Consider the following 25290-nt stretch of genomic DNA (forward strand, 5'->3'; position numbering starts at 1 on the left):
TTTTTTGTGCATCAATAGCATTGATTTAATTTTGTGCTATGACAAAACTGCTGGCTTATCCACTTACCGTATTATACTTTATTTGCTTTGGTCTTACCCTAGTAATTTTTCATCCTATTCAGTGGTTTTGTAAAAATGTATTTGGATATAAAGCACACAAAATTAGTGTGGATTGGCTGCAATTCTTTTTAATGCGGTGTCTCAATATCTTAGGGACTACATTTTCTTTTACGAATCCATATAAAATTGAAAAGGGTGTTCCGCTAATTCTGGTGTCGAATCATCAGAGTATGTACGACATCCCGCCATTAATTTGGTATTTAAGAAAGCATCATGTGAAATTTATTAGTAAAAAGGAACTAGGAAAAGGAATTCCGAGTGTGTCTTACAATTTACGTCATGGCGGTTCTGTACTTATAGATCGAAAAGACGCCCTAGCATCTATTGAAGCCATAAAAGATTTTGCAATACGCATAGAACAAAATAAATGGGCGGCAGTTATTTTTCCTGAAGGCACACGAAGCAGAGATGGCCAACCAAAACCATTTAAAACCAAAGGGTTATTAGCCATGATAAAGCACGCACCAAATGCATTAGTGGTGCCAATAACCATCAACAATTCTTGGAAAACTTTGCGTTACGGAAAATTTCCTATGGGATTAGGCGCTCATATCACCTTTACTGTACACAAGCCACTTCAGGCTAATCATTATGAAGATAAATTAGAGCTCATCAGCCTTGTTGAGGCGCAGGTAAAAAGCAACATTGAAGCATGAGTAAAAATCCCCTCATAGATAAAACCATTGCCTTTGTTAAAGCAGAATTAAAAGACGCTGAAGGCGGGCACGATTGGTTTCATACTGAGCGAGTTTACAAAAATGCACTGCTGATTTCAAAAACTGAAAATGTTGATCCCTTAGTTGTGGCTCTCGCCGCTTTATTACACGATATTGCCGATCCGAAGTTTTATGATGGCGATGAAACTATTGGCCCTAGAAAAGCTAGTGCGTTTCTTCTGAAACAAAATGTAGATAGCCAGGTCATTGAACATGTCTCTAAAATCATAGAGAACATGTCGTTCAAAAATTCTTTTGATCTCAATACAACTTTTAATTCGAAAGAAATGGAAGTGGTACAAGATGCTGATCGTCTCGACGCGATCGGTGCTATTGGAATTGCGCGTTGTTTTAATTATGGCGGATTTAAAAACCGGGCACTCTATGATCCTAATATCTCACCTAATCTGAATATGACTAAGGCTGAATATAAAGCATCCAAAGCACCAACGATAAATCATTTTTATGAGAAATTACTTTTGCTAAAGGATAAGATGAATACTAAGACTGGTCAGCGAATTGCAACGAGTCGTCACCACTATATGGAAGGTTATTTAAGGCAGTTTTTTGCCGAATGGAATGGCGAACAATAATTAATTCTCCTTCGCTATTTCTAAGGCGGTAAGCTTGTATTCAATAATGGCCATTTCTTCACCATATTTTATGAGCTCGTCTGCCGTGATATCGGATTTTTTGTTGACCTTGGTTAAAATATCCTGTCCTTTTTTGTAGTAATAGTCAATTGCGATGTCGATCTTTTTATCCATGATATTTTGATTTCTATTGCACCATCAGTTTTAATTCACTTCTATATTTTGAAGCGCTCTTACCCGTAAATTCTTTAAACACCTTATTGAAATGCGAAAAGTTATTAAAACCACATTCGTAACTTATATCTGTTATACTCATCTGACTTTCCGAGAGTAACTTCGTCGCATGCACAACACGATATTCGTTTACCAGTTTTGTGAAAGTTTTACCCGTTACTTTTTTGAAATATCTACAAAAGGCAGGCACCGTCATACTAACCTTATCAGCGATCTCATCTAAACTAATATGATCCTTAAAATTGTCATTGATATGATTAAAAATCTTATCGATCTTAGCGCTATCCTGCGGTTCTGTTTCAAACGAATAGCCTTCTGCGTTCAGTATTGTGTAGTCTTCAGCTTTGGCCAAAGTGTGTAAAATTTCAAGCAGTACTAGTATTTTCTTAAAACCTTCTTTTTCGGAAAGTTTTTCAATCTTTTTGCCCAATTTTTTCTTCGTCGGAATACCAAACAGGATACCATTTTTTGCACGATCAAATAGGTTGCTGATGCGGTCCATTTCAGGAATATTGAAAAAATTCTCACCTAAAAACTCTGGTCGAAACTGAACAATTGTTTCCGTTCCGTTAACCGTCAATCGGTCGGTAAAGCCATTATGAGGAAGATTAGATCCTATCAATAAAAGCTGACTATTATTAAAATATGACAGATGATTACCGATATGACGTTTCCCCTTGCCTTTATTTACGTAAACCAGTTCAATCTCTGGGTGAAAATGCCAAAACGGTTTTTTCTCACCTATGTCCGATTCGTGCTTAATCACACGCATGGAACTACCAAACTCGGGACTGATCTTTTCTAAAGTAGGTTTTCTTGTACTCATTATTACCTGATTACTACAAAGTTAGTCGTAATTAAAATGCAAAACCTATATTCAATTACCATTAATGTGTGCTATTTTAACTTTATATTCAATATTGATCCGATATGCAGTTAATTTAGTGCATAAATATGCCAAAATCCTTGTTTTTCAAAGCACTTCTCTAAAATATCTTTGCCTTGTAAAAATTGTTTAACCCCAAAAACGAAAACAATGAAAAAAATAGTAAGAAACATATTAGCAGTAGCTGTAATGTTGGGAACATATACGAGCTACGCAAGTCAGGAAGCAAGCACTTTACCTGCATCATATAACATTAATAACCATCATATTATTAAAATCACTGATGCAAAGGGAGAAGTAATTTTTAGTGGTCAATTAAATCAAACCGGAAAACTCACAGAGTTCTTTGATTTCACACAATTAAAGGATGGTCTTTATCAAGTAGAAATTACTAAGGCCTATGAAATTGAAATTAATTCGGTTGAAGTAAAAAATCACGTGGTTACCTTTATTGAAAGTGCTAAAGAAAAAATCTTTAAACCAGTTATAAGAACTGAAAACGCTAAGGTTATGATTTCAAAATTAGCTCTCGATTCTAAAGAGATGACGGTTGAACTTTATTTTGAAGACGACCTGTTTTATTCAGAAACTTTAAAAGGTGAAAAGGTTTTAAATCGCATATACCAATTAGATCAAGATCTACCTGGCAATTATACAGCCATCATTAGGTCAGATAACAGGGTATATGTTGAACATTTTAGCATATAAATTGGAATGTTTATATATTTAGTTATTTATTAGTTTTGAAGTGGGCTTTTACAGCCCACTTTTTTATTTAAAACAATCGCAATTGGCCCGTTTTATATTGCTCGTGTAACTCGGTATTTAGCTTAGGCATGGTCCGCCCTTTGAAATATTTGTGTTTGGCTAAAGTCATTAGATCTTTTATTTGCTTTGCGATCTGTCCTTCGCCACGCATTCTTACACCAAACCGACTTTCATTGAGTTTGCCTCCATGGCAACTTTCTATTTGATGGAGTACTTTGTCTGCTCTGTCGGGCATTGTTTTTTTAATCCATTCGGTAAATATGTCGCCATTTGCACCATTTAAGCGTACTATCGTATGCACAATACCTAAGGCGCCTGCCTCTGATACCGCTTTAGCCATGGGTAAAATCTCGTGACTATTTATTGATGGAATAATCGGCGCTAACATCACCTTAACCGGAATTCCATGATCACTCAGCGCTTTCACTACTTTGAGTCTTCTTTTTATGGTTGCCGTTCTTGGTTCTAACAGACGTCTGGTGTCTTCAGATAAGGACGTTATAGATACCAATACTGAAATTAGATGGTCTTTTGCCAATTGTTTTAATAGATCGAGATCTCTTAGAATTAAAGCATTCTTGGTAATGATTGCTGTGGGGTGCTTGTATTTGAGAAAGACTTTGAGACATTGACGCGTCAATTCAAATTTTTGTTCGGCTGGCTGATAACAGTCTGTATTTCCAGACATCACGATTGTATTGGCTTTCCAGCTTTTTCTTTTGATATATTCCTCGAGTAATTGAGGAGCACTTTTCTTCACCAGGATACGTCGTTCAAAATCTAGTCCAGGACTATAACCCCAAAATTCGTGACTATTTCTCGCATAGCAGTAGATACATCCATGTTCACAACCTTGATACATGTTCATTGAATAAGCCATTCCTACGTCGGGGCTTGTCACTTTATTTACAATACTCTTCGGAAAAACTTCTAGATATTGGGTTTTGTTCTTTTCTGCTACCTCGCCTTCCTTTTCACAATACTCCAAAAAATCATCGCGCATTTCATGAGAAAACTCAGAAAAACGATTTTGAATATTGCTTTGGGCACCTCGACCCTTGATTACTTTTTTGTTTGACATGTGACAAATTCGGGCAATAAAATTACAACATATGTTTTATTTTAATGTATCACATATGTTTTATTTTTCAACATGAAGGCCACTTGAAGAGTGTAAAATATAGACATGAATTACGACTAATTGCTGAAAACAAATCGGTTAATTTCGAATACTAATTAGTTAAAATACTTGTTTTCAGGATATTAAAAAGAAGTGAAATTTGTAAAAAATTAAAATCATGAAAAAGCAACATCTTTTATTATTGGTTTTTAGCCCCGCTATATTATTAGGAATAATTTTCTTTGGGCCTTTTTATCTACTTCATGTTTTAGTAGACGGAAGGTACTTCAATAATAAATTGCAATAAGAGGCTAAAAGTTATCTGCCTGGGAAATCGGCTTTGCGCTTTTCAAGAAATGCGGTAGTGCCTTCAGCAAAATCTTCTGTTCCAAAGCAGTTACCAAACGATTCAATTTCAATTTCAAAACCATTGACCCCATCTTTGTAAGCTGCATTAACAGATCTAATTGCTTCAGCTATGGCTACTGAGGAATTACGCATAATTTTACCAGCGATCTTTTCGCAGAGTCCAAGAAGCTCGTCTTGTTCTACGACATGGTTTACTAATCCATAGCTTAAAGCATGACTAGCGTCTACCATACCTGCGGTCATGATCATTTCCATGGCTCGTCCTTTTCCGATGAGCTGTGGTAATCGTTGTGTGCCGCCGTAACCAGGTATTACACCTAGTGACGTTTCTGGCAAGCCCATTTTAGCATTGGTACTAGCGATTCTAAAATGACAAGACATGGCAAGTTCTAATCCACCACCGAGTGCAAATCCATTGATAGCAGCAATTACAGGAGTACCAAGGTTTTCTACAAAATCGAAAAGTAATGCCTGTCCCTGAGCTGCGAGTTTACCACCTTCTTCTACACTAAAATCAGCAAACTCACTTATGTCGGCACCAGCAACAAAAGCTTTATCACCACTACCGGTAATAATGATGACTTTCGTATCAGCATCTTTATTAGCTTCATCGAAGGCATCATGTAATTCCTGAATAGTGTCTTTATTTAAAGCGTTTAATTTATTTGGTCGGTTGATGGTAATCGTAGTGATTCCATTTTGATAGTCGGAAATGATATTTTCGTAAGCCATATTACTTTTTATTTCTTTGGAAATGCCACAGTAAAGATCGTTCCTTTACCTTCTTCTGACGTAAAGGTAATACTTCCGCCGAAGGTTTCCACAATATTTTTTACCATAGCTAATCCAAGTCCCATACCACTAGTTTTGGTGGTGAATTTTGGTTCGAAGATTTTAGATTTAGTCTCTTCGGAAATACCAGAACCATTATCTTCAACAGTGATTTTAACAAGATCTCCATCCGAAAACACACGCACATCAATATTAGGATCGGCTTTATCTTTTGGCATTGCCTGAATACTATTCTTAACTAAATTGGTTACCACTCTGATCAGTTGTGTACGATCGAATTTAGCAATGATCTCTTCCTCCTCAGCTTCATAAGAAATATAATGCTCGTTAAAAATATCAAGAGCGAGTCGTACAATATTAACCACATCGAGTTCTTCACTTTTCTGAGCAGGCATTTTTGCAAAATTTGAAAAGGCCGAAGCGATAGAACTCATGGTGTCTATTTGCTGAATTAAAGTATTACTAAATTCTTCAACTTTTTGATCAACACTTGGGTCTTCAGGATCGAATTTACGTTGGAAACTTTGCACACTCAAACGCATAGGTGTAAGTGGATTTTTGATCTCATGCGCCACTTGTTTTGCCATTTCACGCCAAGCCTGTTCACGCTCGCTTGTGGCAAGTTTTACAGCACTAGCTTCGAGTTCATCGATCATACTATTATATGAATTTACCAAGGTCTCAATTTCCTCGCTAGTCGATTCTACTTGAATCTTCTTATTGCGTTTTTCGAGACGTGTTTCATTCATTTTATCGCTAATGGTTTTAAGCGACTTTGTAATGTATTTCGAAATAAAATAGGCAAATACAATGGCCGCTAAGATCATAGCTAAATAGGCGTACCCTAAACGAAGTAAGAATTCATTCAATTCTTTATTCAGGAAATCATCATTTTCCAAGTAGGGTAAATTCAAAATTGCTAAATTTTTGAATTTTTCGTCTGTGATATAGGAATATGAAGATTGAAAGGTCTGTCCGTTTTCAGCCTTTTTGATAACCTTTCGATGTTCTGCAGTGTTTGATAAAGTATTTAAAACATCAGCCGTTAGGCATTGTTCGGTTGTATCGCGTTGAATGGTTCGTTTCGAACTTATTAAAAGCTGACCTTCCAGATCGTATAAATTAATTTGAAGGCTATGCACAGCATCGATATCGAAGATCGCATCTTTAAAAATTAAAGGTACATTCTCGGTAGTTACCGGATAGGTGGTTTTCTGAATGGTAAAATCGATACTCTTACGAATGGCCTTCTCCTTGCGCTCTAAACGTTCTCGGTGATAATCGCGGGCTTCCTCGTTGTACTGATAAATCGTAACTGCTGCAATTAAGATCGAAGCCAAGAGTACCAGCAGTATCATGGCGATAAATATTCGGGATCTTAAAGACAGTTTTTTAATTTTCATCGGGTCAATAATGGACTAAATATAGCAATAATCGAGCCAATTAAGCATCCGGATTCTTAGCACGAATGTTTTTATACAAACGAAATCCAAGCATAATCAAAATCCCTAAAACAATAATACCAACAACGCCGTAAATCCAATTGATCGAATTTTTCAGAATGGCTAAAAAGACCACAGCAAATAAAATAAAGGTTGCGCCCTCGTTCCAGATTCGCATAAAATTAGACGTTACCTTAACCTCATCATTTTGTAATTGCTTGTAATACACGTGTGTCTTGTAATGGTAAATAAATAAGGCCAGAACAAAAGCCAGTTTAACATGCATCCAGCCTTGTTCTAACCAAACAGGTCTGATGATGATTAACCATATTGCAAAAACAGTGGCCAATATCGCTGAAGGCCAGGTGATGATATACCACAGCCGTTTGGCCATAAGTTTTAACTGTTTGCCCAAAATTTCCTTTTCTGGTGAAGGCTTATGAAACGCTTCAATCTGGTAAACAAACAATCTGGGAATGTAGAACAGACCCGCAAACCAGGTAATTACAAAAATAAGATGAAGTGATTTTATATAGTTGTATTCCATTAATCCTCCACAAATAAATAATTGAGTTGTTTCGAATTAAATGCCGCATTAAAGGCTTTAACCTCATCATTTAAGATGGTATTAAAATCTGCCAGTTGTTTTTCAATTTTAGCAGTCAGTTCATTCCTAACAGCAATATCTTGTGCGGTTGGTGCAAAATCGCCCATACGAACCAAAGAATTTAAATGTCCTAATTTGTTGGTCAATCGAATAGGGAAATTCAACGGATCCTGACCACTTCTATTTTTAGTTTGATACAGTTCCTTTTCAATATTAGACAATTGTTCCTCTAAAGCCTTTGCTTTTTCAACCAGGTCTTTTACATTTTCGTCGTCTTTATATTGCTTTTGAAATGCTCCTAACTGCGCATTGATATTCCTTATTTTTTTAATGGATTTATGTGCCTCATCCATTGTTTTATTCACACTCTTTATGAATTCAAACTGCTTTTGCATATCCGCCAAAGTACTTTCAGCTCTAGGATCTGTAAGAATGGTAAATGCTTGAGACTGCTCTTCGCCATTTACATTTAATGTTACTTTATACTGCCCCGGAATTGCTCTCGGCCCGTCTAAACTCGCCCACCATAGAATCATTCCTTTCAAGCGCTCCGCACCATCATAGGTCATATTCCACACAAACTGATTGGCCCCTTTCTTCACGGTTAACTTATTCTTTTTGTCTTTTGTTGAAAAGGTCTTGATGGTGTCGCCCTTAGTATCAAAATAAGTCAATGATACTTTGTCATCGTCCTTATAATCTTTCAAATTGAAATAGGTCATCACACCATTCGGATGATTGCTTCCAGTCGTTTTGCTCCCTTTTCTACTACCACCGCGCATTCTATAGGTGTCTTTTGGTTTGAAAAGCACATTCTTACTAAGGTCAGCATCATACAATTGATGAATTACTGTTAGATCATCAATGATCCACAAGCTTCGCCCTTGGGTAGCTACAATAAGGTTATTGTCTTTAATAGTTAAATCAGTGATAGGCACGATTGGTAAATTCATCTGAAATGGTTTCCAATCCTGGCCATCGTTAAACGAAATATACATTCCTGTTTCAGTACCTGCATATAGCAGTCCCTTACGTTTTGGATCTTCTCTTAACGCCCTGGTAAAATGTTCTTCGTTGATGCCGTTAGTAATCTTTTTCCAAGATTTACCGTAGTCGGTAGTTTTGTATAAGTAAGGCGCAAAATCACCAGTTTTATATTTGGTTCCTGCAACATAACAAGTACCTGCATCGAAGGCGCTTGGTTCAATACTATTGATCATCATCCATTCTGGCATTCCTTTAGGGGTTACATTATCCCAAGTCTTGCCACCATCTTGCGTAACATGAATTAGACCGTCGTCACTACCAACCCAAAGCAAGCCTTCCTTTAAAGGGGATTCTTGCGCTGCAAAAATGGTACAATAGTACTCTACTGAAGTGTTATCTTGGGTTATTGGACCACCCGAAGACTTCAACTTTTCTGGGTCATTTCTTGTGAGATCAGGGCTAATAATATCCCAGGACTGCCCTTCATTTTCAGTAACATGAACATGTTGTGAGAAGGTGTACAATCGATCTGGATTATGCTTTGAGAATATGATTGGGAAGTTCCATTGGAAACGATATTTCATGCCTTCTGCTCCATGACCCATAGGGTTATCTGGCCATACATTGATGGCTCTTACAGTTCCGGTTTTGTGATTAACACGAGTTAAGAACCCGTCATAACTACCACCATACACTATATCATTGTCTTCTGGGTCGATCGCTATATGTGCAGACTCTCCACCTGCTGTGCTTTCCCAGTCATCTTCACTTATTGAAAATCCATCTGTACGATGTGGAATTCTTATGGTTGAATTATCTTGCTGGGCTACATAAATTCGATATGGAAATGCATTATCTGTAGTGACACGATAAAACTGAGACGTCGGTTGGTTGTAGTACGTACTCCAAGTCTCTCCACCATCATAAGTCACCTGAGCGCCACCATCATCACCAATAATCATGCGATGTGGATTTTCGGGAGCGATCCAAAGATCGTGATGATCACCGTGAGGTGCATTATAAGTACTAAAGGTTCTTCCGCCATCAGTACTTTTATGATAGCGCACGTTTAAGACATAAACGGTATTTACATCTTCTGTATCTGCATAAACTCTGGTGTAATACCATGCACGTTGGCGCAATTTACGCTCGCTGTTGACTTGCGTCCAAGTTTCGCCGCCATCTTCACTTCGGTATAAACCACCTTTATCTTTATTTTCAACTATTGCCCAAACACGTTGATTATTAACTGGCGACACCGTAACACCAATAATTCCTAAGATACCACCAGGGAATCCTTTTTTGGTCGAAATTTCAGTCCAAGTTTCTCCACTATCTGTACTTTTCCAAAGAGCAGAACCTTCACCACCAGAACTTAAGCTGTACGGTGTTCGTTGTACTCTCCAAGTAGAGGCGTAAAGTATTCTCGGATTAGTAGGGTCCATTATCAAATCAACCACACCAGCATGTTCGTTTGAGAACAAAATCTTTTTCCAGGTTTTACCACCATCGATACTTTTATAAACACCGCGTTCTTGAGTAGGTTTGTATATATTTCCTAGTACACCAGCATAAACGATATTGTGATTTGTTGGGTGAATTGCAATACGTGGAACGTGTCTGGATTTTGGTAATCCTGAAGCTGTCCAGGTTTTACCAGCGTCAACACTTTTCCAGATTCCGTAGCCAGATGAAACATTACCTCGAACAGTTTTTTCACCACCACCAACATAAATGACATTGGGATCGCTTTTTGAAACTGCAATAGCACCGATACTACCGCCGAAGTATCCATCTGAAATATTTTCCCATTGGCGTCCGCCGTTGGTAGTTTTCCAAATTCCGCCACCTGTAGACCCAAAATAATACAAGTTAGGTTGGTTGGGCACGCCTGTTACAGCACAACTTCTTCCACCTCTAAAAGGACCTAAAAGTCTATACTCTAAGGCGCCATAATCCGCTTCTTGAAAATTTTGAGATTCTAAATTTAACGTGAATAACGATAGCAATAATACTGCTAGGGTAGTATACAATTTCATATTAAAATAGGGTTAGTTAAAGAGTCCTAAAAATACGGATTAAAAATTATTCTGCTTCCTTGGGCAGTAAATTTAACTTTACTTCGCGATGTAAAAAGTACATGGTCACGGCCGTGGCTAACACATCTGAAATTGGAAAGGCCATCCAAACACCTAATTCGCCATAAAATGCTGGTAAAATAAATATCAGAGGAATGAAGAAAATGCCTTGGCGTAATAAGGTCAGTAATAATGCAGGTGTTGCCTTACCAATAGCCTGAAAATAGGCAGCACCAATTAATTGAATTCCGATGATTGGTGTGGCTGCAAATACCCAACGCATGGCTGGTGGTGTTTCCTTTAGCACCTCAGCATCTTGTGTAAATAACTGTGTAATGGCATCTGGGAATATCATTAAAAACACGAATATGATAGCGGCTAATCCGATGCCATACTTAATTGCTGTCATAATAGTTTCCCGAACGCGCTTGTATTTTTCTGCACCATAATTGAAACCAGCAATCGGTAAAAATCCTTGGGTAATTCCATAAACGGGGAACAAAGCAAACATGAGCATTCGACCAACTATAGCGTATGCAGTTACTGAAGTTTCTCCACCAAGATCGAATAAAATGTTATTCATGAGTAGGTAGGTAACGCTAACAATTGCCTGACGAGATAAGGTTACAAAGCCTAAACTTCCGATCTCCTTCACGATAGGTAATTTCAATCTGTAGAAACACTCAGTGATTCTTAATTCTGAATTTTTCGAAAAAAAGAACCAAACAATAAATGCCAGACATAATACATAAGATCCTGTTGTAGCCCAAGCGGCGCCATGCATTCCGAAGTCGAATACTTTAATAAAAATATAGTCTAAAAGTAAATTTCCAACAGAAGGAATCATCATAGCGTACATGGCAAATTTTGGTTTGCCTTCAGCTCGAATAACCGTATTCCCCATCATACATAAAGCCAAAAATGGAATACCGTAAAGTACGATAACATAGTAGATCTTAGCGGGTTCAAAAATACCGCCTTTACCGCCAAAGGCTGGAATAATACTATCTACGAAGTAAAGGCCTGGAATAACTAAAGAAACCGTAAGAAGTAATGTTAGGGTAATCTGATTTCCGAATACGGTAAGCGCTTTTTTTCGATTGTCAGCACCTAAAGCTCTAGAAATTATTGACGATCCTCCAATACCTATGGCCATACCAAGGGCGGCTATAAAAAACGATACAGGAAGTACAACATTGATGGCAGCAATAGCCGTTGGGCCAATCCAATTTCCGACGAAAATGGTATCAACCAAAATGTTTAAAGACATCACTAAAATACCGATCGATGCAGGAACAGCTTGTTTAATGAGTAGCTTTCCAATAGGTTCGGTACCTAAATCTTGTGAGGTTACTTTAGCCATTAAGCACTTAAGATTTGCTCTCAGTGGCCAGAGCCACATTGCTGTGGCTTAGTTGCCCGGTTTCTGCCCATTCACCAATCATATTACCGATTACTGCAGCAAAATCATCGCGTTCATTTAAACAAGGAATCACCGTGAACTCTTCGCCTCCAACTTCATGGAAAATTTCTTCACCTTCCATGGCAATTTCTTCAAGCGTTTCTAAACAATCGCTCACAAATGCTGGTGTTACAATGGCCATTCGCTTTACGCCTTCTTTGCCCATGCGCTCAATGGTACGATCTGTATAAGGTTTTAACCATGGATCGAAACCTAATCGCGATTGGAACGTTGTTGAGTAAGTGCCGTTTTTAAGCTTCAGTTTCTTGGCGACATTGACCGTAGTGATCTCGCACTGATGACGGTAACAGAATTCGTGCTGCGGACTCCCTTTTTTAAAGCAGCATTTGCCATCCATTTTGCAATTGCCATTAGTAATATCGCTTTTGCGAATATGACGCTCGGGAACACCGTGGTAACTAAAAAGAATATGCTCGTAATCTAAGCCTTCGAGTTTTTCGGCAATACTCTTTGACAGAACGTCGATGTAATCCGCTCTTTTATAAAAGGCTGGAGTTCTGGTAATTTTTACCTGCGGAAAATGCTCTGCCACCAATTCATCGACCTTAACATCAATTGTTTCTGTGGTAGCCATTGCAAATTGAGGATATAAGGGTATGGTCATAATCTCGGTACAGCCTTTGTCTACCAATTCTTGAAGTCCGTTTTTGATGGTCATACTTCCATAACGCATAGCCAAGGCTACTGGGAAATCGACTTGCTTTTGAACTTTTTCTTGAAGTCTTTCTGAAAGTACAATAAGAGGCGAGCCTTCTTCCCACCAAATCTTTTTATAAGCTTTTGCTGAAGCCTTAGGACGCGTATTTAATATAATTCCTTTGACTAATAGATTTCGAGCCCATAGTGGCACATCGATAACACGTTCGTCCATTAAGAATTCCCCCAAATAAGTTTTTACATCTTTTGGGTTTGGACTATCTGGAGATCCTAAATTGACTAATAAAATTCCTTTTGACATAGTTTTCTTTTTCAAAAGCAAAAATACAACCCTTTTGCTAATACCTCCTTATCCTTAACATAGCTTTTATTTATATTGGTATCGCGTATCATATTTTTTAAATTTTTCAGTTATTAATTTTAACATAGAACATCTATTATTTGAGTTTTTTAACGAGTTTTAGATAATGGCCATGGCTATTTCAATGATTTAAATATCTTTACGAGTCCTGAATAATTTATACAAATGAAAAAGATCTTAATTGCCCTCATATTTACAATTTCAATATCAAGCTTTTCACAACAAAAATATCAGAGTTTACTTTGGGAGATCACTGGCAATGGTTTAGAAAAACCATCTTATCTCTATGGCACCATGCACGTAAGTAAAAAGGTAGCCTTCAGACTAGATGATGTTTTTTATAAAGCCTTGAATGAGAGCGAATGTATTGCTTTAGAATCTGACCCAACAACCTGGCCAGGTTTTAACTACGACATGATGCTCAATGAAATGAGCTATTACAATAACTACAGATATGGTTTCTACACTAACCTTTTTAAATTATCGCATCCTGAAGAAATGGCTATTAGAGCTTCAGTTAGGATGGATAATGGTGCTGTAAATGCCTATTTATACAGAAAAAGTAATGCGGCTGATAATTTTGAAGAGGAAACCTATTTGGATATGTTTATTTATCAGGCAGGAAAGAAAAATGGGAAAGAGATCTACGGATTAGAGGATTTGGCCGAATCGCGCTACTTAACTACAAAAGCAGCCTACAATGCAAATAAAAAGGATTTAGATCCATGGTTACAAAAATTGTATGCTAAAGAAAACCCGTATTTAATTCAGGAAAATCTGTATCGTGACAGAAATCTAGACCTATTAGATTCTATCGGCGCAGGTGTAAATACAGAATTCTACAGAGAAAACATGCTTTACATTCGAAATGAAAACATGGTGAATTCTCTAGTAGAACTAATGCCTCAAAAATCGGTCTTTGCAGGTGTGGGTGCGGCTCATTTACCTGGTGACAAAGGCATGATCAATATGTTGCGTCAGCGCGGTTATACAGTAAAAGCTTTAACCTCTGAGCAAACCGATTTTAGTAAAACTGAAAAGACAAAACTCGATAGCCTATTTGTAGCGCCTGAGTTAAAGATTCATAAAACTCCTGATGGCTTTTTAGGGCTAAATACTTATGACGAATTGCGTGAATTCTCGTATTCTGGTCAGAAATATTACCTCGATCCAGATATGACCAATGGCGCTTATCTCACCGTTAACAGAATCAGCCGATTTATGTATCTGCCTAACGAGAAAGATAACATGACGCTTCAAGATATCGACGATCTGCTCTATGAAGATATCCCTGGAGATATTGTTAAGAAAGAAGAATTAACCGATCCTTATCCTGGTCTAAGTATCGTTAATAAGACTAAAAAAGGTGAGTTTCAGAAATATCATATTTATCAAACACCATTAGAGATTATTATTATTAAATATGCAGGTCGAAGTGATTTTGTGTTGAAGCATGAAGCCAAGATCTTTAATTCAATTTCGCTTAAAACACCATCAAATGCATTGGTGCCTTTTGAATCTCCAAGCAAAAAATATAATGTGGATTTTCCGGAGTATTACATCACTAGTAATATGAATAACAAAGGGAAAAAATTGTTGGAAGGCTATCAGAATGATGCTTACTATTTTCTTGAAGAAGTCCCTGTTCACGATCTAGACTATATTGAAGAAGACAGTTTTGAGGCAAAATATTTTCACCATGCGCTTTACAAAAATTATAAGCTTGAAGAGGTTGATGGCGGCTTTAAATCTGGCACCTACAAAAACTATGAGTCGCGCGCCCTATTAGATTCTACAACAAACAAAAGTTTACACCTAAAAACCATCGTAAAAGATGGAAGCTATTATCTTTTGGGCTATGTTGGGACCAACACTGAAGAAAAATCAGCGTTTTTCGAATCGTTTAGATTTAACAAGACGGATTACTCTGATTTTGAAAAGGTGGTAGATACCTCTTTACATTTTTCAGTATATACAAATGCTAAGGCGCCAATACCTAATCCATACGGTTATGGTTATTATGGCGGTAATAAAGATGAAAAAGACTACCAAGAGAAATCAAAAACAACAACCTATTCTACCAAAGCCAACGAGCAAATTGAAGTCTCGAGGAAGAAATTTCATGATCTTCAAATGTATCATAATGTAGATAGTTTGTGGAATACTGTGGAGCGTAAAATCAATTACGGCACACGTTATTATTCACCTAAGAAAAAATTCAAAATAGGTAATAAGGTAAAAACTAAAACAGATAATATCTACACTTATAGTTTTACATACACAGATTCAAATAGTGCTAAACAAGTGATGGTTAAGAACGTCCTTAAAGAAGGCGTGCTTTTTGAAATGAAGACCTTAATAGACTCCATAAGTGGTCCTTCAAAATTTGTAACTGAATTTTATGATTCCTTTACGCCAATAGACACGTTGATGGGTAAGGATGTACTAAAGGATAAAACACGTCAGTTCTTTGATGCGCTGAAGGAAAACGACAGTATTGTTTTAGAATCGTACAATCTTATAAAATTCAAAAAGTACAATAGCCGAGATATGGTTTCTATACTGAAAGATTTTGAATTTGATAAAGAACGTTTAAACATTAAATCGCATTTGGTTAGAAAACTCATTGAGATCGACCTTGAAAATAATATCGATTTTGTTAAGCAATTATACTATGACAGCTATTCAGATCCTCAGACACAATCAGCCATTTTAGAAGGTTTATTCTATTCGAATAAAAAAGAAAATTACGAACTAGCCATGGATCTTATGGAGCGCGACCTACCGTTAGGTGGTATTGGCGGTGTATTCTATAACTACTACCGAAAGGATTCTTTAGAATTGAAGGCTGCATTATTCCCAAAAATTCTTCAATACAGTACTATTAGCGAATACAAGGAGCCACTTTACGATCTATTAGTACGCTTAAAAGATAGTGGACAAGTGAAGATCAATTCGTATAAAAAATATAAGAATCAGATCATTAATGACGGTAAGATCGAAGTAAAACGTAGTTTGAGTAATAATGGTTATGGCTACAATTCATACTCCGACGATCTGTCTACTTATGTAAACCTTATATTTCCATACAGAAAGGAGCGAACGGCTCAGGATTTCTTTGAAAAAATGTTGAATGTCGACGAGACCTCAGCATTGGTACGTTACTATATTTTGCTAACGAAAAACAAGGAAGCCATACCGCAGCAACTTGTGGAAAAACTGGTTGAAGATGAAGAAAACCAATATCGTCTCTTAGAAGAATTAGATGAAGCCAAACTGCTTTCAAAAATTAAATCACTTAATATCAGTCAGCAACAATTTGCCAAATCAAAGCTTTTATCACAAGCAAATTATGAGAAAGAGAAAGATTCTGTCACTTATCTTATGAAACGCGATTTTAAAACCGACAAAGGCAAAGATGCTGTAATGTATTTCTTTAGAATTGATAAGGATGATGAATACTCAGGCAAATCTGAAGTATTACACTATATCTCATTTATTAAACCAAAAGATCCAAATCAATTAGTGGTAGATTATTACGACAAGTCAGATAACTACGGAACAACGATAGATGAAACTAAGGAACTAGAAGAGCAATACGAAGAAATTATAAACCTCGCCATATACAAGGACCGTAAACGGGTTACTCCGAGTTCTAATGGTTACAATGGGTATTATGATTATTAAGTTCAGCTAGCCGCCGTAATATATTTTTTAGGCGTAGTGCCAAATTTCTTTTTAAAGGCTGCAATAAAATGACTGGCTGTGCTATAACCTACTCGTAAGCCAACCTCATTGACGTTGTAATCGCCAGACTCTAAAAGTTTACGTGCCACTTCCATTTTATAGTCAAATAAAAAGCCATAAACGGTATCTCCGTAGATCTGTTTGAAGCCCTCTTTGAGTTTTTTCAAGCTTAGGTCAACTTCCTGAGCCAAATCTTTTAAGCTAGGCGGTTCGGCCATTTGAGCAATAATAATATCCTTTGCATTACGCAATTTGGCGACATTAACTTCATCAACCAAAAACGGACATTGTTCAATATCGGCATCTTCATTTCTATTAAAATACAAACTCAGCAGCTCGTAAACTTTAGCCTTGAAGTATAATGGCTTAATGGACGAATTAAGATTGAAACTAATCAGCTGATTTAATACTACGGCCATAGACGGATTGATTTTTCCATCAGTATAGTATTTTTTGTTCTTATTTTCTTCGGAAAGGAACGTTACATAATTAGCATCTTGAGAAAATAACCCATGAAACTTCTTTATAGAGATCACAAAAGACACCAACCAAGAATGTGGATGTAATTCTAAATGAATAGGAAGATCTCGTTGCGGATTGTATAATAATAAAGACGTCTCTTCTTTAATATTCAGCGTATAATTCCCTTGATTAAAAACAAAATCTGCTGAACCCTTAGTGCAAAAATGAAATTGAATATAGCTGCTATCGATCTCTCGTTCAAGAATTTCAACAAGGTCGTTATCATTTTTTGAAGTGAGCACAAAAAAGCCATCTTCGATGTAGGTTTCGTCAAAAGTACCTCTAGCGACACTTTTTGAAGGCATTTTTTCAAAATTCATTTTCTTGTTATTTAGATTCATTCTAAACTAAAGACTTAAAAAGCCTTGATTTCACTACAAAAGTATGACAAAAATCATGTTTTATTAAAAAATAAACTTAAAAAACCAGAAACGATATTTTAAGTTCTTCTAGCGTTATTTTTTTGTTATTAACAAAAGTAAATTTGCCTTGTTAATTTCCGAGTCAGGTAAACGAGCGAATGCAACAACATAAAAGCACATATTTTTATGCCATAGGACTCAGCTATCAGAAAGCTGATGCTGAGGTGCGCGGTCATTTTAGTTTGGGAGATACTGAAAAGCAAAACTTATTGCTTCAGGCTAAAGAAAATGCCATAGAAAGTTTAATGGTCATTTCAACGTGTAATCGCACGGAACTTTATGGCTTTGCTGAGCATCCATACCAGCTCATTCACCTACTTTGCGAAAACACAAAGGGAACGGTTGAGGAATTTCAGGAGGTTGCTTACATTCATAAAGGGAAAAATGCCATTCACCACATGTTTCGTGTGGGTTCAGGATTAGATAGTCAGATTCTTGGAGATTTCGAAATTATAAGTCAATTGAAGTTTGCAGCACGCAAATCTAAAACCATTGGCTTGCTCAACTCCTTTACTGAGCGCTTAGTGAATTCTGTTATTCAGGCGAGTAAGCGTATCAAAAATGAAACTGAATTATCGTCTGGTGCTACATCTGTATCTTTCGCATCGGTGCAGTACATTATGAATAATGTTGAACAGATTTCAGACAAAAACATTTTACTCTTCGGAACTGGTAAAATAGGTCGAAATACGTGCGAGAACTTAGTAAAGCATACACAGAATTCGCACATTACCTTAATCAATAGAACCAAAACTAAGGCTGAAGAAGTAGCTGGTAAATTTAATCTTCTCGTTAAAGATTACAATCAACTTGAAGAAGAGATCAATAGTTCGGATATTTTAATTGTAGCGACTGGTGCTTTAAATCCAACCGTTTACAAATCATTAATTACGACAGACAAACCTCTTTTGGTTCTCGATCTTTCTATTCCGAAAAACGTCAATGAAGATATAAGAGAGCTTTCAAATGTTACTTTGGTTCACTTAGATGATTTAGCAAAGATCACTGATGATACCTTAGAAAAACGCAAAGCCTTTATCCCTGCGGCAGAACGTATTATTGATGAGATCATGACGGAGTTCAACGCGTGGATAGACACCTTAAAATTTGTACCTACCATACAGGCGATAAAACATAAGCTCAACGGTTTTAAAGCTTCAGAATTAAATACGCAGCGTAAAAAAATAGCTGATTTCAATGAAGATCAGGCTGAGTTGATCACTAACAACATCATTCAAAAGATCACCAATCAGGTTGCTCATCACCTTAGAGCCGATGGCTCTTCAGATGAAAGTATAGAGCTTATCAAAAAAATATTCCAGCTAGAAACCATAGATAATGCCTAAAACAATTCGCATTGGCACGCGCGATAGCCAATTGGCTATGTGGCAAGCAAAAACCGTTCAATCTCAATTAGAACATTTAGGCCATAAAACGGTTTTGGTTCCGGTGAAATCTACAGGAGATATTGTTCTCGACAAGCCGTTATACGAACTTGGTATTACAGGGATTTTCACAAAAACATTAGACATTGCTATGCTCAATGAAGATATTGACATTGCAGTGCACTCACTCAAAGACGTCCCTACGCTTCTACCCAAAGGTATTGTTCAAGCAGCTGTACTCAAACGCGGTAACGTTAATGATACTCTTGTTTTCAAAAAGAATGAAGAATTTCTTTCAGCAAGGGAGGCTATAATCGCTACCGGAAGTTTAAGACGTAGGGCGCAATGGTTAAATCGCTATCCAACGCACACTGTAGTTGGTTTGCGAGGAAACGTGAATTCTAGACTTCAGAAATTAGAAGATAATGCCGATTGGAATGGTGCCATTTTCGCAGCTGCGGGAATTGGACGACTTAATATTAGACCCGAAAATGCCATCAACCTTCATTGGATGATCCCAGCCCCTGCACAAGGTGCTATAATGATCACAGCCTTAGAATCTGATGAGGAGACGAGAGCTATTTGCGCAGAGATCAATCATGAAGAAACAGAAATATGCACAAGTATTGAACGCAAATTTTTAAATCTACTTGAAGGAGGCTGTACAGCGCCTATTGGTGCTTTGGCACTGATTAAAAATGAAGAAGTTCATTTTAAAGGCATTCTATTAAGTAAGGATGGTACAAAAAAAGTGGAAGTCTCTAAAGTCGCAGCACTAGGCAAGCATGATGACTTGGCTGAATTTTGTGCTGACTATGTTATTGGCAAAGGTGGTAAAACACTGATCGATCAACTTCAGAGGAGCGATAAAAAGACCAATATTTATTCTACCAAAAAACTCACAGACGATCAGTTGTTATTGTTTCATAATGCGGTTGTGGCTGAGAGTAACGATGCTATAAAAATTAGTCTCAATCGCCTTTCGAAGAGTATTATTAGAAATGAGATAGAACATGTCATCATCACTAGTAAGAATGCTGTTGAGTCTTTACTCACTAACTATTCTACTCCCGAATTGCAATTCAAAAATATCTACTGTGTAGGTCGAAGAACCAAACGTCTGATAGAGAAGCGTATCGGTAAAGTAACGCATACAGAAGCGAATGCTAAAAAGCTTGCGTCTTATTTGGTAGAACAATCTAACGTGAAAGAGGTTACCTATTTCTGCAGTGATCTTCGATTAGATGATCTGCCCAATATTCTTAGTGAAAACAACATTTCTGTCAATGAAATAGAAGCGTATCAAACAAAATTTGATGCCGATAAAATTGAAGGTCAATTAGACGGTGTTATGTTTTACAGCCCTTCTACTGTTGAAAGTTTTCTGAAGCAAAACAAAGCCCATGGTATTGCATTTTGTATTGGGGAAACTACCGCTAAAGCTGCGAGTGCATATTTTGAAGAGGTGAGAGTAGCTAAAGTACCAACCGTGGAAAGTGTGATTGAATTAGTTAATGAATATTATGTATAGCTGTCATTCCTGCGCAGGCAGGAATCCAAAATGGCTGTTGGTAAATAAATTTAGATTCCTGCTTTCGCAGGAATGACAAAATATGGGATTGAAAGTAAAATGATAAAAAACGATTTATACTTAAGAGCACTAAAAGGAGAAACAGTTGAACGTCCACCAGTATGGATGATGCGTCAGGCTGGTCGTTATTTACCTGAATTCATGGAAATAAAGGCGAAGTACGATTTCTTTACACGTTGTCGCACTCCAGAATTAGCCAGCGAAATTACTGTACAACCTATCCGTCGTTATGGAATGGATGCTGCTATATTATTTTCTGATATTTTGGTGATTCCACAAGCTATGAATATAGAGGTGGAGATGAAACTTAATTTCGGACCATACTTACCAAATCCGGTACGCACTCAAAAGGATGTAGATAATGTTATTATTCCAGATGTACACGTAGAACTCGACTACGTAATGCAGGCTATTAAAGCTACCAAGGAACTACTCAATAATGATATTCCGTTAATTGGATTTGCAGGTTCACCTTGGACTATACTCTGCTACTGTGTGCAAGGACAAGGCAGTAAAAACTTCGACAAAGCCAAGCAGTTCTGCTTTACAAACCCTATCGCTGCTCATCAATTGCTTCAAAAAATTACAGATACAACCATTGCCTATTTAAAGGCAAAAGTTGCTGCAGGATGTAATGCCGTACAAGTTTTTGATTCTTGGGGAGGCATGCTGTCTCCAACCGACTATCAAGAATTTTCATGGCAATACATAAATCAGATTATTGAAGCCTTAAAAGATGATGCGCCAGTTATTGCCTTCGGAAAAGGGTGCTGGTTTGCCTTAGGTGAAATGGCAAAATCTAATGCCGCTGCTCTAGGCGTTGACTGGACCTGCTCGCCGCAAAATGCGAGATATCTCACAGGTGGAAATATTACACTTCAGGGTAATTTTGACCCTTCACGATTATTCTCACCACCTTCAGAAATTAAAAAAATGGTCACCGAAATGATAAATGCTTTCGGGAAAGACAAATACATTGTAAATTTAGGTCACGGTATTCTACCTAATATTCCGTTAGATAATGCAAAGGCCTTCATTGATGCTGTTAAAGAGTATAAGGCTTAATTTCGGAATTAGCGACGTAACAGAATGGAATTTCATGCGTCTTGATTAGTAGTTAATACTGTCAACTAAAACTGAAAAATGATTCAAAATATATTTAGAGGTCTTCAGGTGTATTCAGGAGCCTACGGATTAATTTCAAAATTGAAATTATGGAAGTACTTCGTTATTCCGGTGCTCATTAGCTTTGTAGTTTTTGTATTGATCTTTGTCTCTGCTTACGGTCTTTCCGATAATCTTGGAGAGTGGTTTGCTCAGATCTGGATCTGGGAATTTGGCAAAGAAACATTCACTGCCATTTCTACATTTATTGGAGGTATTATCATATTTGCCATTGGGCTGATAATGTATAAACATATCATTATGGCCTTATCTTCGCCATTTATGGCTCCGGTTTCAGAAAAGATCGAGGCCTATTTTACAGGTAAACCTGCCCAGAATTATGTGAACACAAACTTTACTAAACAACTGGTTAGAGGGATTAGAATTGGTATGCGCAATTTGTTCAGAGAGTTACTTTATACCATTCCTATTTTACTTCTGAAATTTATTCCGGTAGTTAATATTTTTTCAACAGCACTGTTGTTTTTAGTACAGGCCTATTATGCCGGATTTGCAAATATGGACTACACGCTTGAACGCCATTTTAAATATAAAGAAAGTGTTGCGTTCATTAGAAAACATAGAGGTCTTGCTATTGGAAATGGCATTGGATTCTTACTCCTTTTATTCATCCCGGTGATCGGAGTTATTTTAGTACTCCCATTAAGTGTAACCTCTGCTTCGGTTATTGCAGTTGATTTGTTATTCGACGATGATGAGGAAATTGGCTTTGAACCTTTCGATAAGATAGACCTTAACTAATGATCGCTGCGTTCGATGGTTTTGAAATAAGTGCAGTTCACGGAGGTGATGCCTGGAAAATCTGCAACCTCATGGTAGCTAATGAGGAACGTTTCAAACGGTACTTTCCAAAAACATTAGAACAAAACTTATCACCTACCTTATCCCAGTTATTTGTTGAACAAAAAGTGAAACAATTTGAAAGTAAGGAAGAATTTCTATTCACATTAAAACATTCTGAAACCAGAGCACTGGCCGCACTTATCTACATTAAAGAGTTAGACTGGGAAAAGGGCCAAGGCGAATTTGCCTATTGCATCGGCTATACTTTTGAAGGTCGCGGACTAATAACTAAGGCCATCAAGTTTTTAACGGTATATGCTTTTGACGAATTGGGGCTAAAAACGCTTCAAATCATTGTGAATAAGGATAATCCGGCAAGTATAAAAGTAGCCCTAAAAAATGATTTTGAATGGCAAAAAACACTAGCAAAAGCCTATGCACCTCCCGGCGAATCTCCGCTAGACATGGAATTATATGAACGTTACAAATCTGAAGTTAAAAGCTCATAATGTGCTTTTCTAAATCGTCCTTAGAAGAAAGTTCTAGTTTTTTTCGAAGCCTATATCTCGCTTTCTTTACGCCTTCAGTCGAAATATTTAACAAGGAGGCGATAGCGTTTGAGTCATATTTCATCTTTAATAATGCAATTAATCGAATATCATTTTTCGTTAAATTGCTGTAAAGCTGAGTGATATTTTTGAAGAAATCTGGATTCATTTCCATAAACTGGGTTGTAAACTGCTCCCAATTGTCATCGATCTGTTTATCGATATGTAGCTTTCTTATCAAGTGATTTACACTATTACTATTGCTGTCTTTTTTTAGCTGATTGAGATCGCCTTTAAGTTCGTTTAGCATTTCGTTTTTCTGAGCAATATGAAGCGCTTTAGACGCTAACTCTCGTTTTTGATATTCAATTTTTTGATTCAGGTTTTCATTTTCTAATTCCTTAACCTTGGTGATGGCTTTTTGTTTTGTTGCCTTCAGTCTGAACTTATTAATCAAAGCATAGGCAATTGCTGCCAGCAAAAACAATGTGATCAATAAAGCAATGTTTCGATTGTTAGCTGCTCTATTCTTTACCGTTAATAAGTCGTTTTCTTGCTGTTGGATCTTAATTTGATTTTCGCGCTTTTCAGCTTCATAGAATTTTTCTAAAGCGGCAATTTCTTTCAATTTTTCCTCTCCTAGGAGACTGTCTTTTAGTTCAATATAGTCTAAAAATGCGCTGTGACTTTCTTTGTTTTTATTTACTTCATAACTCGATTTTGCAAGAGTTAATAAGCTTTTCAACCGATCATAGCTATTACCAATAAGCACTGACACCGAATCAGATTTTAAGGCGTATACATAGGCCAGTTCTTTATTGTTTTTGGCCTTATAAGATTGCACCAAAAAGTTATATAAGTTCACATTGAGACCACTATCATCAATGGTTTTATTGACTTCTAAACCCTTTTTAAGATCCTTGATCGACTGATCGTATTTACCTAATTGATAATTCAAATTTCCATAGTGTTGATACACATATGCATTGGCCAATTGATGTCTGTTTTCAACAATTTTGTGTGCTATTGGTAAGTATTTAACAACACTGTCGGTCTCTTTCATGTCGAGATAAGACGAACACATATCTATGAGAGCCACAGCATAGTTAAGATCGCGTTTCGCATTTTTATAAATAAAAGCAGCTTTCTTGGTAGCCTCAATAGAGCGAACCTTTTCTTGCAAATTAGAATACACAATAGCTAAATCGAGATTTACCATGGCAATGCCCAAGGAATCCTTTATAGAGCTATAATTCTTTTCAGATTCCAAAAGGTTTTTAAGTGCATTTTTATAATCGGCATCGGTGATATAGGCTGCGCCGACAAAAGATTGCGCGTGTGCTATCTGTTTTAAATCGCCACATTCTTTCGCAATTTTCAAGCCGTGGTTGGCAGATTCAAGTAATTCCGGACTGTCTTGAAATAAGGCAAATCGGGTTAAGTTGAATTGGCTTATTGCAAGTTTACAATTGTCGCCAGACGCTTCAACCCTATCATAACCCATTTTATGAATACCTCTTGAAATACTATCCCAGCGCCCCATATCTAACCTTAAATTGGCAAATTTGTGATAGAAATCTCCAGCTATGGTATCGTTTTTAATTTTTGAAATGGATGGGATGGCACCATCGATCTTTTGAAGTGTTGAATCACTGCGGTTAAGGTTTGCTTTTAGCGATTCGTATAGGTTGTCTAATTCGGCTTTATTATAGGTTTTGTCTTGCGACCAACTCGTTAAAATTGAAAAACAAAAAACTACACAATAAAAAAATCTATTGACAAACATGTATACCTGACCTTAATTAATAGCTCTTTTAAAAATACAGTTTTTTATACAAATGAAAGAAGAACGCTTCAATGCATAACTTCCTATTAGAAATTCAGTCCTATTTTA

Annotated in this window: 20 protein-coding genes; 9 read left to right on the top strand and 11 right to left on the bottom strand. The window is 36.9% G+C overall.

Annotated features, from left to right (window positions below; translation table 11 throughout):
- Positions 1 to 38: 38 nt before the first annotated feature.
- Together DDY94_RS05715 and DDY94_RS05720 are read left to right on the top strand one after the other, a co-directional pair.
- Positions 39 to 776 carry a lysophospholipid acyltransferase family protein gene (locus DDY94_RS05715; protein WP_111683098.1) on the top strand — a complete coding sequence of 246 codons (738 nt, stop codon included), beginning with the start codon at positions 39 to 41 and terminating at the stop codon, positions 774 to 776.
- Positions 773 to 1429 (top strand): HD domain-containing protein, encoded by a 657-nt coding sequence (locus DDY94_RS05720; protein WP_111683099.1) that lies wholly within the window; start codon positions 773 to 775, stop codon positions 1427 to 1429. The genes DDY94_RS05715 and DDY94_RS05720 overlap by 4 nt, the downstream gene beginning before the upstream one ends.
- On the opposite strand, the gene DDY94_RS16210 is transcribed toward DDY94_RS05720, so the two are convergent.
- Positions 1430 to 1603, bottom strand: a complete 174-nt coding sequence (locus DDY94_RS16210) for a hypothetical protein (RefSeq protein ID WP_198658918.1) — start codon at positions 1601 to 1603, stop codon at positions 1430 to 1432.
- 13 nt (positions 1604 to 1616) lie between these two features.
- Positions 1617 to 2489 carry an AraC family transcriptional regulator gene (locus tag DDY94_RS05725; protein WP_111683100.1) on the bottom strand — a complete coding sequence of 291 codons (873 nt, stop codon included), beginning with the start codon at positions 2487 to 2489 and terminating at the stop codon, positions 1617 to 1619.
- 210 nt (positions 2490 to 2699) lie between these two features.
- Here DDY94_RS05725 and DDY94_RS05730 point away from each other — a divergent pair, with 210 nt between their 5' ends.
- Complete coding sequence (locus DDY94_RS05730) at positions 2700 to 3257, top strand: hypothetical protein (RefSeq protein ID WP_111683101.1); 558 nt, start codon at positions 2700 to 2702, stop codon at positions 3255 to 3257.
- Between the two features lie 67 nt (positions 3258 to 3324).
- On the opposite strand, the gene DDY94_RS05735 is transcribed toward DDY94_RS05730, so the two are convergent.
- From DDY94_RS05735 to hemH, 7 genes are all read right to left on the bottom strand, one after another.
- Positions 3325 to 4398, bottom strand: coding sequence for a PA0069 family radical SAM protein (locus DDY94_RS05735; protein WP_111683102.1), 1074 nt, complete (start codon positions 4396 to 4398; stop codon positions 3325 to 3327).
- 357 nt (positions 4399 to 4755) lie between these two features.
- A complete protein-coding gene (locus DDY94_RS05740; protein WP_111683103.1) occupies positions 4756 to 5538 on the bottom strand; it encodes an enoyl-CoA hydratase/isomerase family protein in 783 nt (260 codons plus the stop codon).
- Positions 5539 to 5546: 8 nt separating this feature from the next.
- Positions 5547 to 6956, bottom strand: coding sequence for a sensor histidine kinase (locus tag DDY94_RS05745; protein WP_111683104.1), 1410 nt, complete (start codon positions 6954 to 6956; stop codon positions 5547 to 5549).
- A gap of 85 nt (positions 6957 to 7041) precedes the next feature.
- Positions 7042 to 7587, bottom strand: a complete 546-nt coding sequence (locus DDY94_RS05750) for a CopD family protein (RefSeq protein WP_111683105.1) — start codon at positions 7585 to 7587, stop codon at positions 7042 to 7044.
- Positions 7587 to 10673: a WD40/YVTN/BNR-like repeat-containing protein gene (locus DDY94_RS05755; RefSeq protein WP_111683106.1), complete on the bottom strand. Its 3087-nt coding sequence runs from the start codon at positions 10671 to 10673 to the stop codon at positions 7587 to 7589. Before DDY94_RS05755 ends, DDY94_RS05750 begins: the two co-directional genes overlap by 1 nt.
- 46 nt (positions 10674 to 10719) lie before the next feature.
- On the bottom strand, positions 10720 to 12075 hold the full coding sequence (locus tag DDY94_RS05760; RefSeq protein WP_111683107.1) for an MATE family efflux transporter: 1356 nt from the start codon (positions 12073 to 12075) through the stop codon (positions 10720 to 10722).
- 7 nt (positions 12076 to 12082) lie between these two features.
- Positions 12083 to 13153: a ferrochelatase gene (gene hemH / locus DDY94_RS05765; protein WP_111683108.1), complete on the bottom strand. Its 1071-nt coding sequence runs from the start codon at positions 13151 to 13153 to the stop codon at positions 12083 to 12085.
- Positions 13154 to 13378: 225 nt separating this feature from the next.
- On the opposite strand from hemH, the gene DDY94_RS05770 reads away from it, so the two are divergent.
- Positions 13379 to 16900: a TraB/GumN family protein gene (locus tag DDY94_RS05770; RefSeq protein ID WP_111683109.1), complete on the top strand. Its 3522-nt coding sequence runs from the start codon at positions 13379 to 13381 to the stop codon at positions 16898 to 16900.
- A 2-nt stretch (positions 16901 to 16902) separates the two neighbouring features.
- Here DDY94_RS05770 and DDY94_RS05775 read toward each other — a convergent pair whose 3' ends face one another.
- Positions 16903 to 17802 carry an AraC family transcriptional regulator gene (locus DDY94_RS05775; protein ID WP_111683365.1) on the bottom strand — a complete coding sequence of 300 codons (900 nt, stop codon included), beginning with the start codon at positions 17800 to 17802 and terminating at the stop codon, positions 16903 to 16905.
- A 200-nt stretch (positions 17803 to 18002) separates the two neighbouring features.
- Here DDY94_RS05775 and hemA point away from each other — a divergent pair, with 200 nt between their 5' ends.
- From hemA to DDY94_RS05800, 5 genes are all read left to right on the top strand, one after another.
- Positions 18003 to 19250, top strand: a complete 1248-nt coding sequence (gene hemA, locus DDY94_RS05780) for a glutamyl-tRNA reductase (RefSeq protein WP_111683110.1) — start codon at positions 18003 to 18005, stop codon at positions 19248 to 19250.
- Positions 19243 to 20820: a hydroxymethylbilane synthase gene (gene hemC, locus DDY94_RS05785; RefSeq protein ID WP_111683111.1), complete on the top strand. Its 1578-nt coding sequence runs from the start codon at positions 19243 to 19245 to the stop codon at positions 20818 to 20820. The genes hemA and hemC overlap by 8 nt, the downstream gene beginning before the upstream one ends.
- A 99-nt stretch (positions 20821 to 20919) precedes the next feature.
- Positions 20920 to 21945 (top strand): uroporphyrinogen decarboxylase, encoded by a 1026-nt coding sequence (gene hemE / locus DDY94_RS05790; RefSeq protein WP_111683366.1) that lies wholly within the window; start codon positions 20920 to 20922, stop codon positions 21943 to 21945.
- A gap of 78 nt (positions 21946 to 22023) precedes the next feature.
- Entirely contained in the window at positions 22024 to 22806 is a 783-nt protein-coding gene (locus DDY94_RS05795; RefSeq protein ID WP_111683112.1) for an EI24 domain-containing protein, read from the top strand.
- Positions 22806 to 23357: a GNAT family N-acetyltransferase gene (locus tag DDY94_RS05800; protein WP_111683113.1), complete on the top strand. Its 552-nt coding sequence runs from the start codon at positions 22806 to 22808 to the stop codon at positions 23355 to 23357. Before DDY94_RS05795 ends, DDY94_RS05800 begins: the two co-directional genes overlap by 1 nt.
- Here the strand turns inward: DDY94_RS05800 and DDY94_RS05805 are convergent.
- On the bottom strand, positions 23344 to 25182 hold the full coding sequence (locus tag DDY94_RS05805) for a hypothetical protein (protein WP_111683114.1): 1839 nt from the start codon (positions 25180 to 25182) through the stop codon (positions 23344 to 23346). The two genes, DDY94_RS05800 and DDY94_RS05805, sit on opposite strands and share 14 nt — an antisense overlap.
- Between the last annotated feature and the right edge of the window lie 108 nt (positions 25183 to 25290).

Origin of the sequence: Winogradskyella tangerina (genome assembly GCF_003260205.1) — a bacterium.
In the GTDB taxonomy this organism is placed as follows: domain Bacteria; phylum Bacteroidota; class Bacteroidia; order Flavobacteriales; family Flavobacteriaceae; genus Winogradskyella; species Winogradskyella tangerina.

Excerpts from the sequence above, each read along its gene's own strand:
- DDY94_RS05715 (WP_111683098.1), top strand. The coding sequence starts at position 39 with ATGACAAAACTGCTGGCTTATCCACTTACCGTATTATACTTTATTTGC.
- DDY94_RS05720 (WP_111683099.1), top strand. The coding sequence starts at position 773 with ATGAGTAAAAATCCCCTCATAGATAAAACCATTGCCTTTGTTAAAGCA.
- DDY94_RS16210 (WP_198658918.1), bottom strand. The coding sequence starts at position 1,603 with ATGGATAAAAAGATCGACATCGCAATTGACTATTACTACAAAAAAGGA.
- DDY94_RS05725 (WP_111683100.1), bottom strand. The coding sequence starts at position 2,489 with ATGAGTACAAGAAAACCTACTTTAGAAAAGATCAGTCCCGAGTTTGGT.
- DDY94_RS05730 (WP_111683101.1), top strand. The coding sequence starts at position 2,700 with ATGAAAAAAATAGTAAGAAACATATTAGCAGTAGCTGTAATGTTGGGA.
- DDY94_RS05735 (WP_111683102.1), bottom strand. The coding sequence starts at position 4,398 with ATGTCAAACAAAAAAGTAATCAAGGGTCGAGGTGCCCAAAGCAATATT.
- DDY94_RS05740 (WP_111683103.1), bottom strand. The coding sequence starts at position 5,538 with ATGGCTTACGAAAATATCATTTCCGACTATCAAAATGGAATCACTACG.
- DDY94_RS05745 (WP_111683104.1), bottom strand. The coding sequence starts at position 6,956 with ATGATACTGCTGGTACTCTTGGCTTCGATCTTAATTGCAGCAGTTACG.
- DDY94_RS05750 (WP_111683105.1), bottom strand. The coding sequence starts at position 7,587 with ATGGAATACAACTATATAAAATCACTTCATCTTATTTTTGTAATTACC.
- DDY94_RS05755 (WP_111683106.1), bottom strand. The coding sequence starts at position 10,673 with ATGAAATTGTATACTACCCTAGCAGTATTATTGCTATCGTTATTCACG.
- DDY94_RS05760 (WP_111683107.1), bottom strand. The coding sequence starts at position 12,075 with ATGGCTAAAGTAACCTCACAAGATTTAGGTACCGAACCTATTGGAAAG.
- hemH (WP_111683108.1), bottom strand. The coding sequence starts at position 13,153 with ATGTCAAAAGGAATTTTATTAGTCAATTTAGGATCTCCAGATAGTCCA.
- DDY94_RS05770 (WP_111683109.1), top strand. The coding sequence starts at position 13,379 with ATGAAAAAGATCTTAATTGCCCTCATATTTACAATTTCAATATCAAGC.
- DDY94_RS05775 (WP_111683365.1), bottom strand. The coding sequence starts at position 17,802 with ATGAATTTTGAAAAAATGCCTTCAAAAAGTGTCGCTAGAGGTACTTTT.
- hemA (WP_111683110.1), top strand. The coding sequence starts at position 18,003 with ATGCAACAACATAAAAGCACATATTTTTATGCCATAGGACTCAGCTAT.
- hemC (WP_111683111.1), top strand. The coding sequence starts at position 19,243 with ATGCCTAAAACAATTCGCATTGGCACGCGCGATAGCCAATTGGCTATG.
- hemE (WP_111683366.1), top strand. The coding sequence starts at position 20,920 with ATGATAAAAAACGATTTATACTTAAGAGCACTAAAAGGAGAAACAGTT.
- DDY94_RS05795 (WP_111683112.1), top strand. The coding sequence starts at position 22,024 with ATGATTCAAAATATATTTAGAGGTCTTCAGGTGTATTCAGGAGCCTAC.
- DDY94_RS05800 (WP_111683113.1), top strand. The coding sequence starts at position 22,806 with ATGATCGCTGCGTTCGATGGTTTTGAAATAAGTGCAGTTCACGGAGGT.
- DDY94_RS05805 (WP_111683114.1), bottom strand. The coding sequence starts at position 25,182 with ATGTTTGTCAATAGATTTTTTTATTGTGTAGTTTTTTGTTTTTCAATT.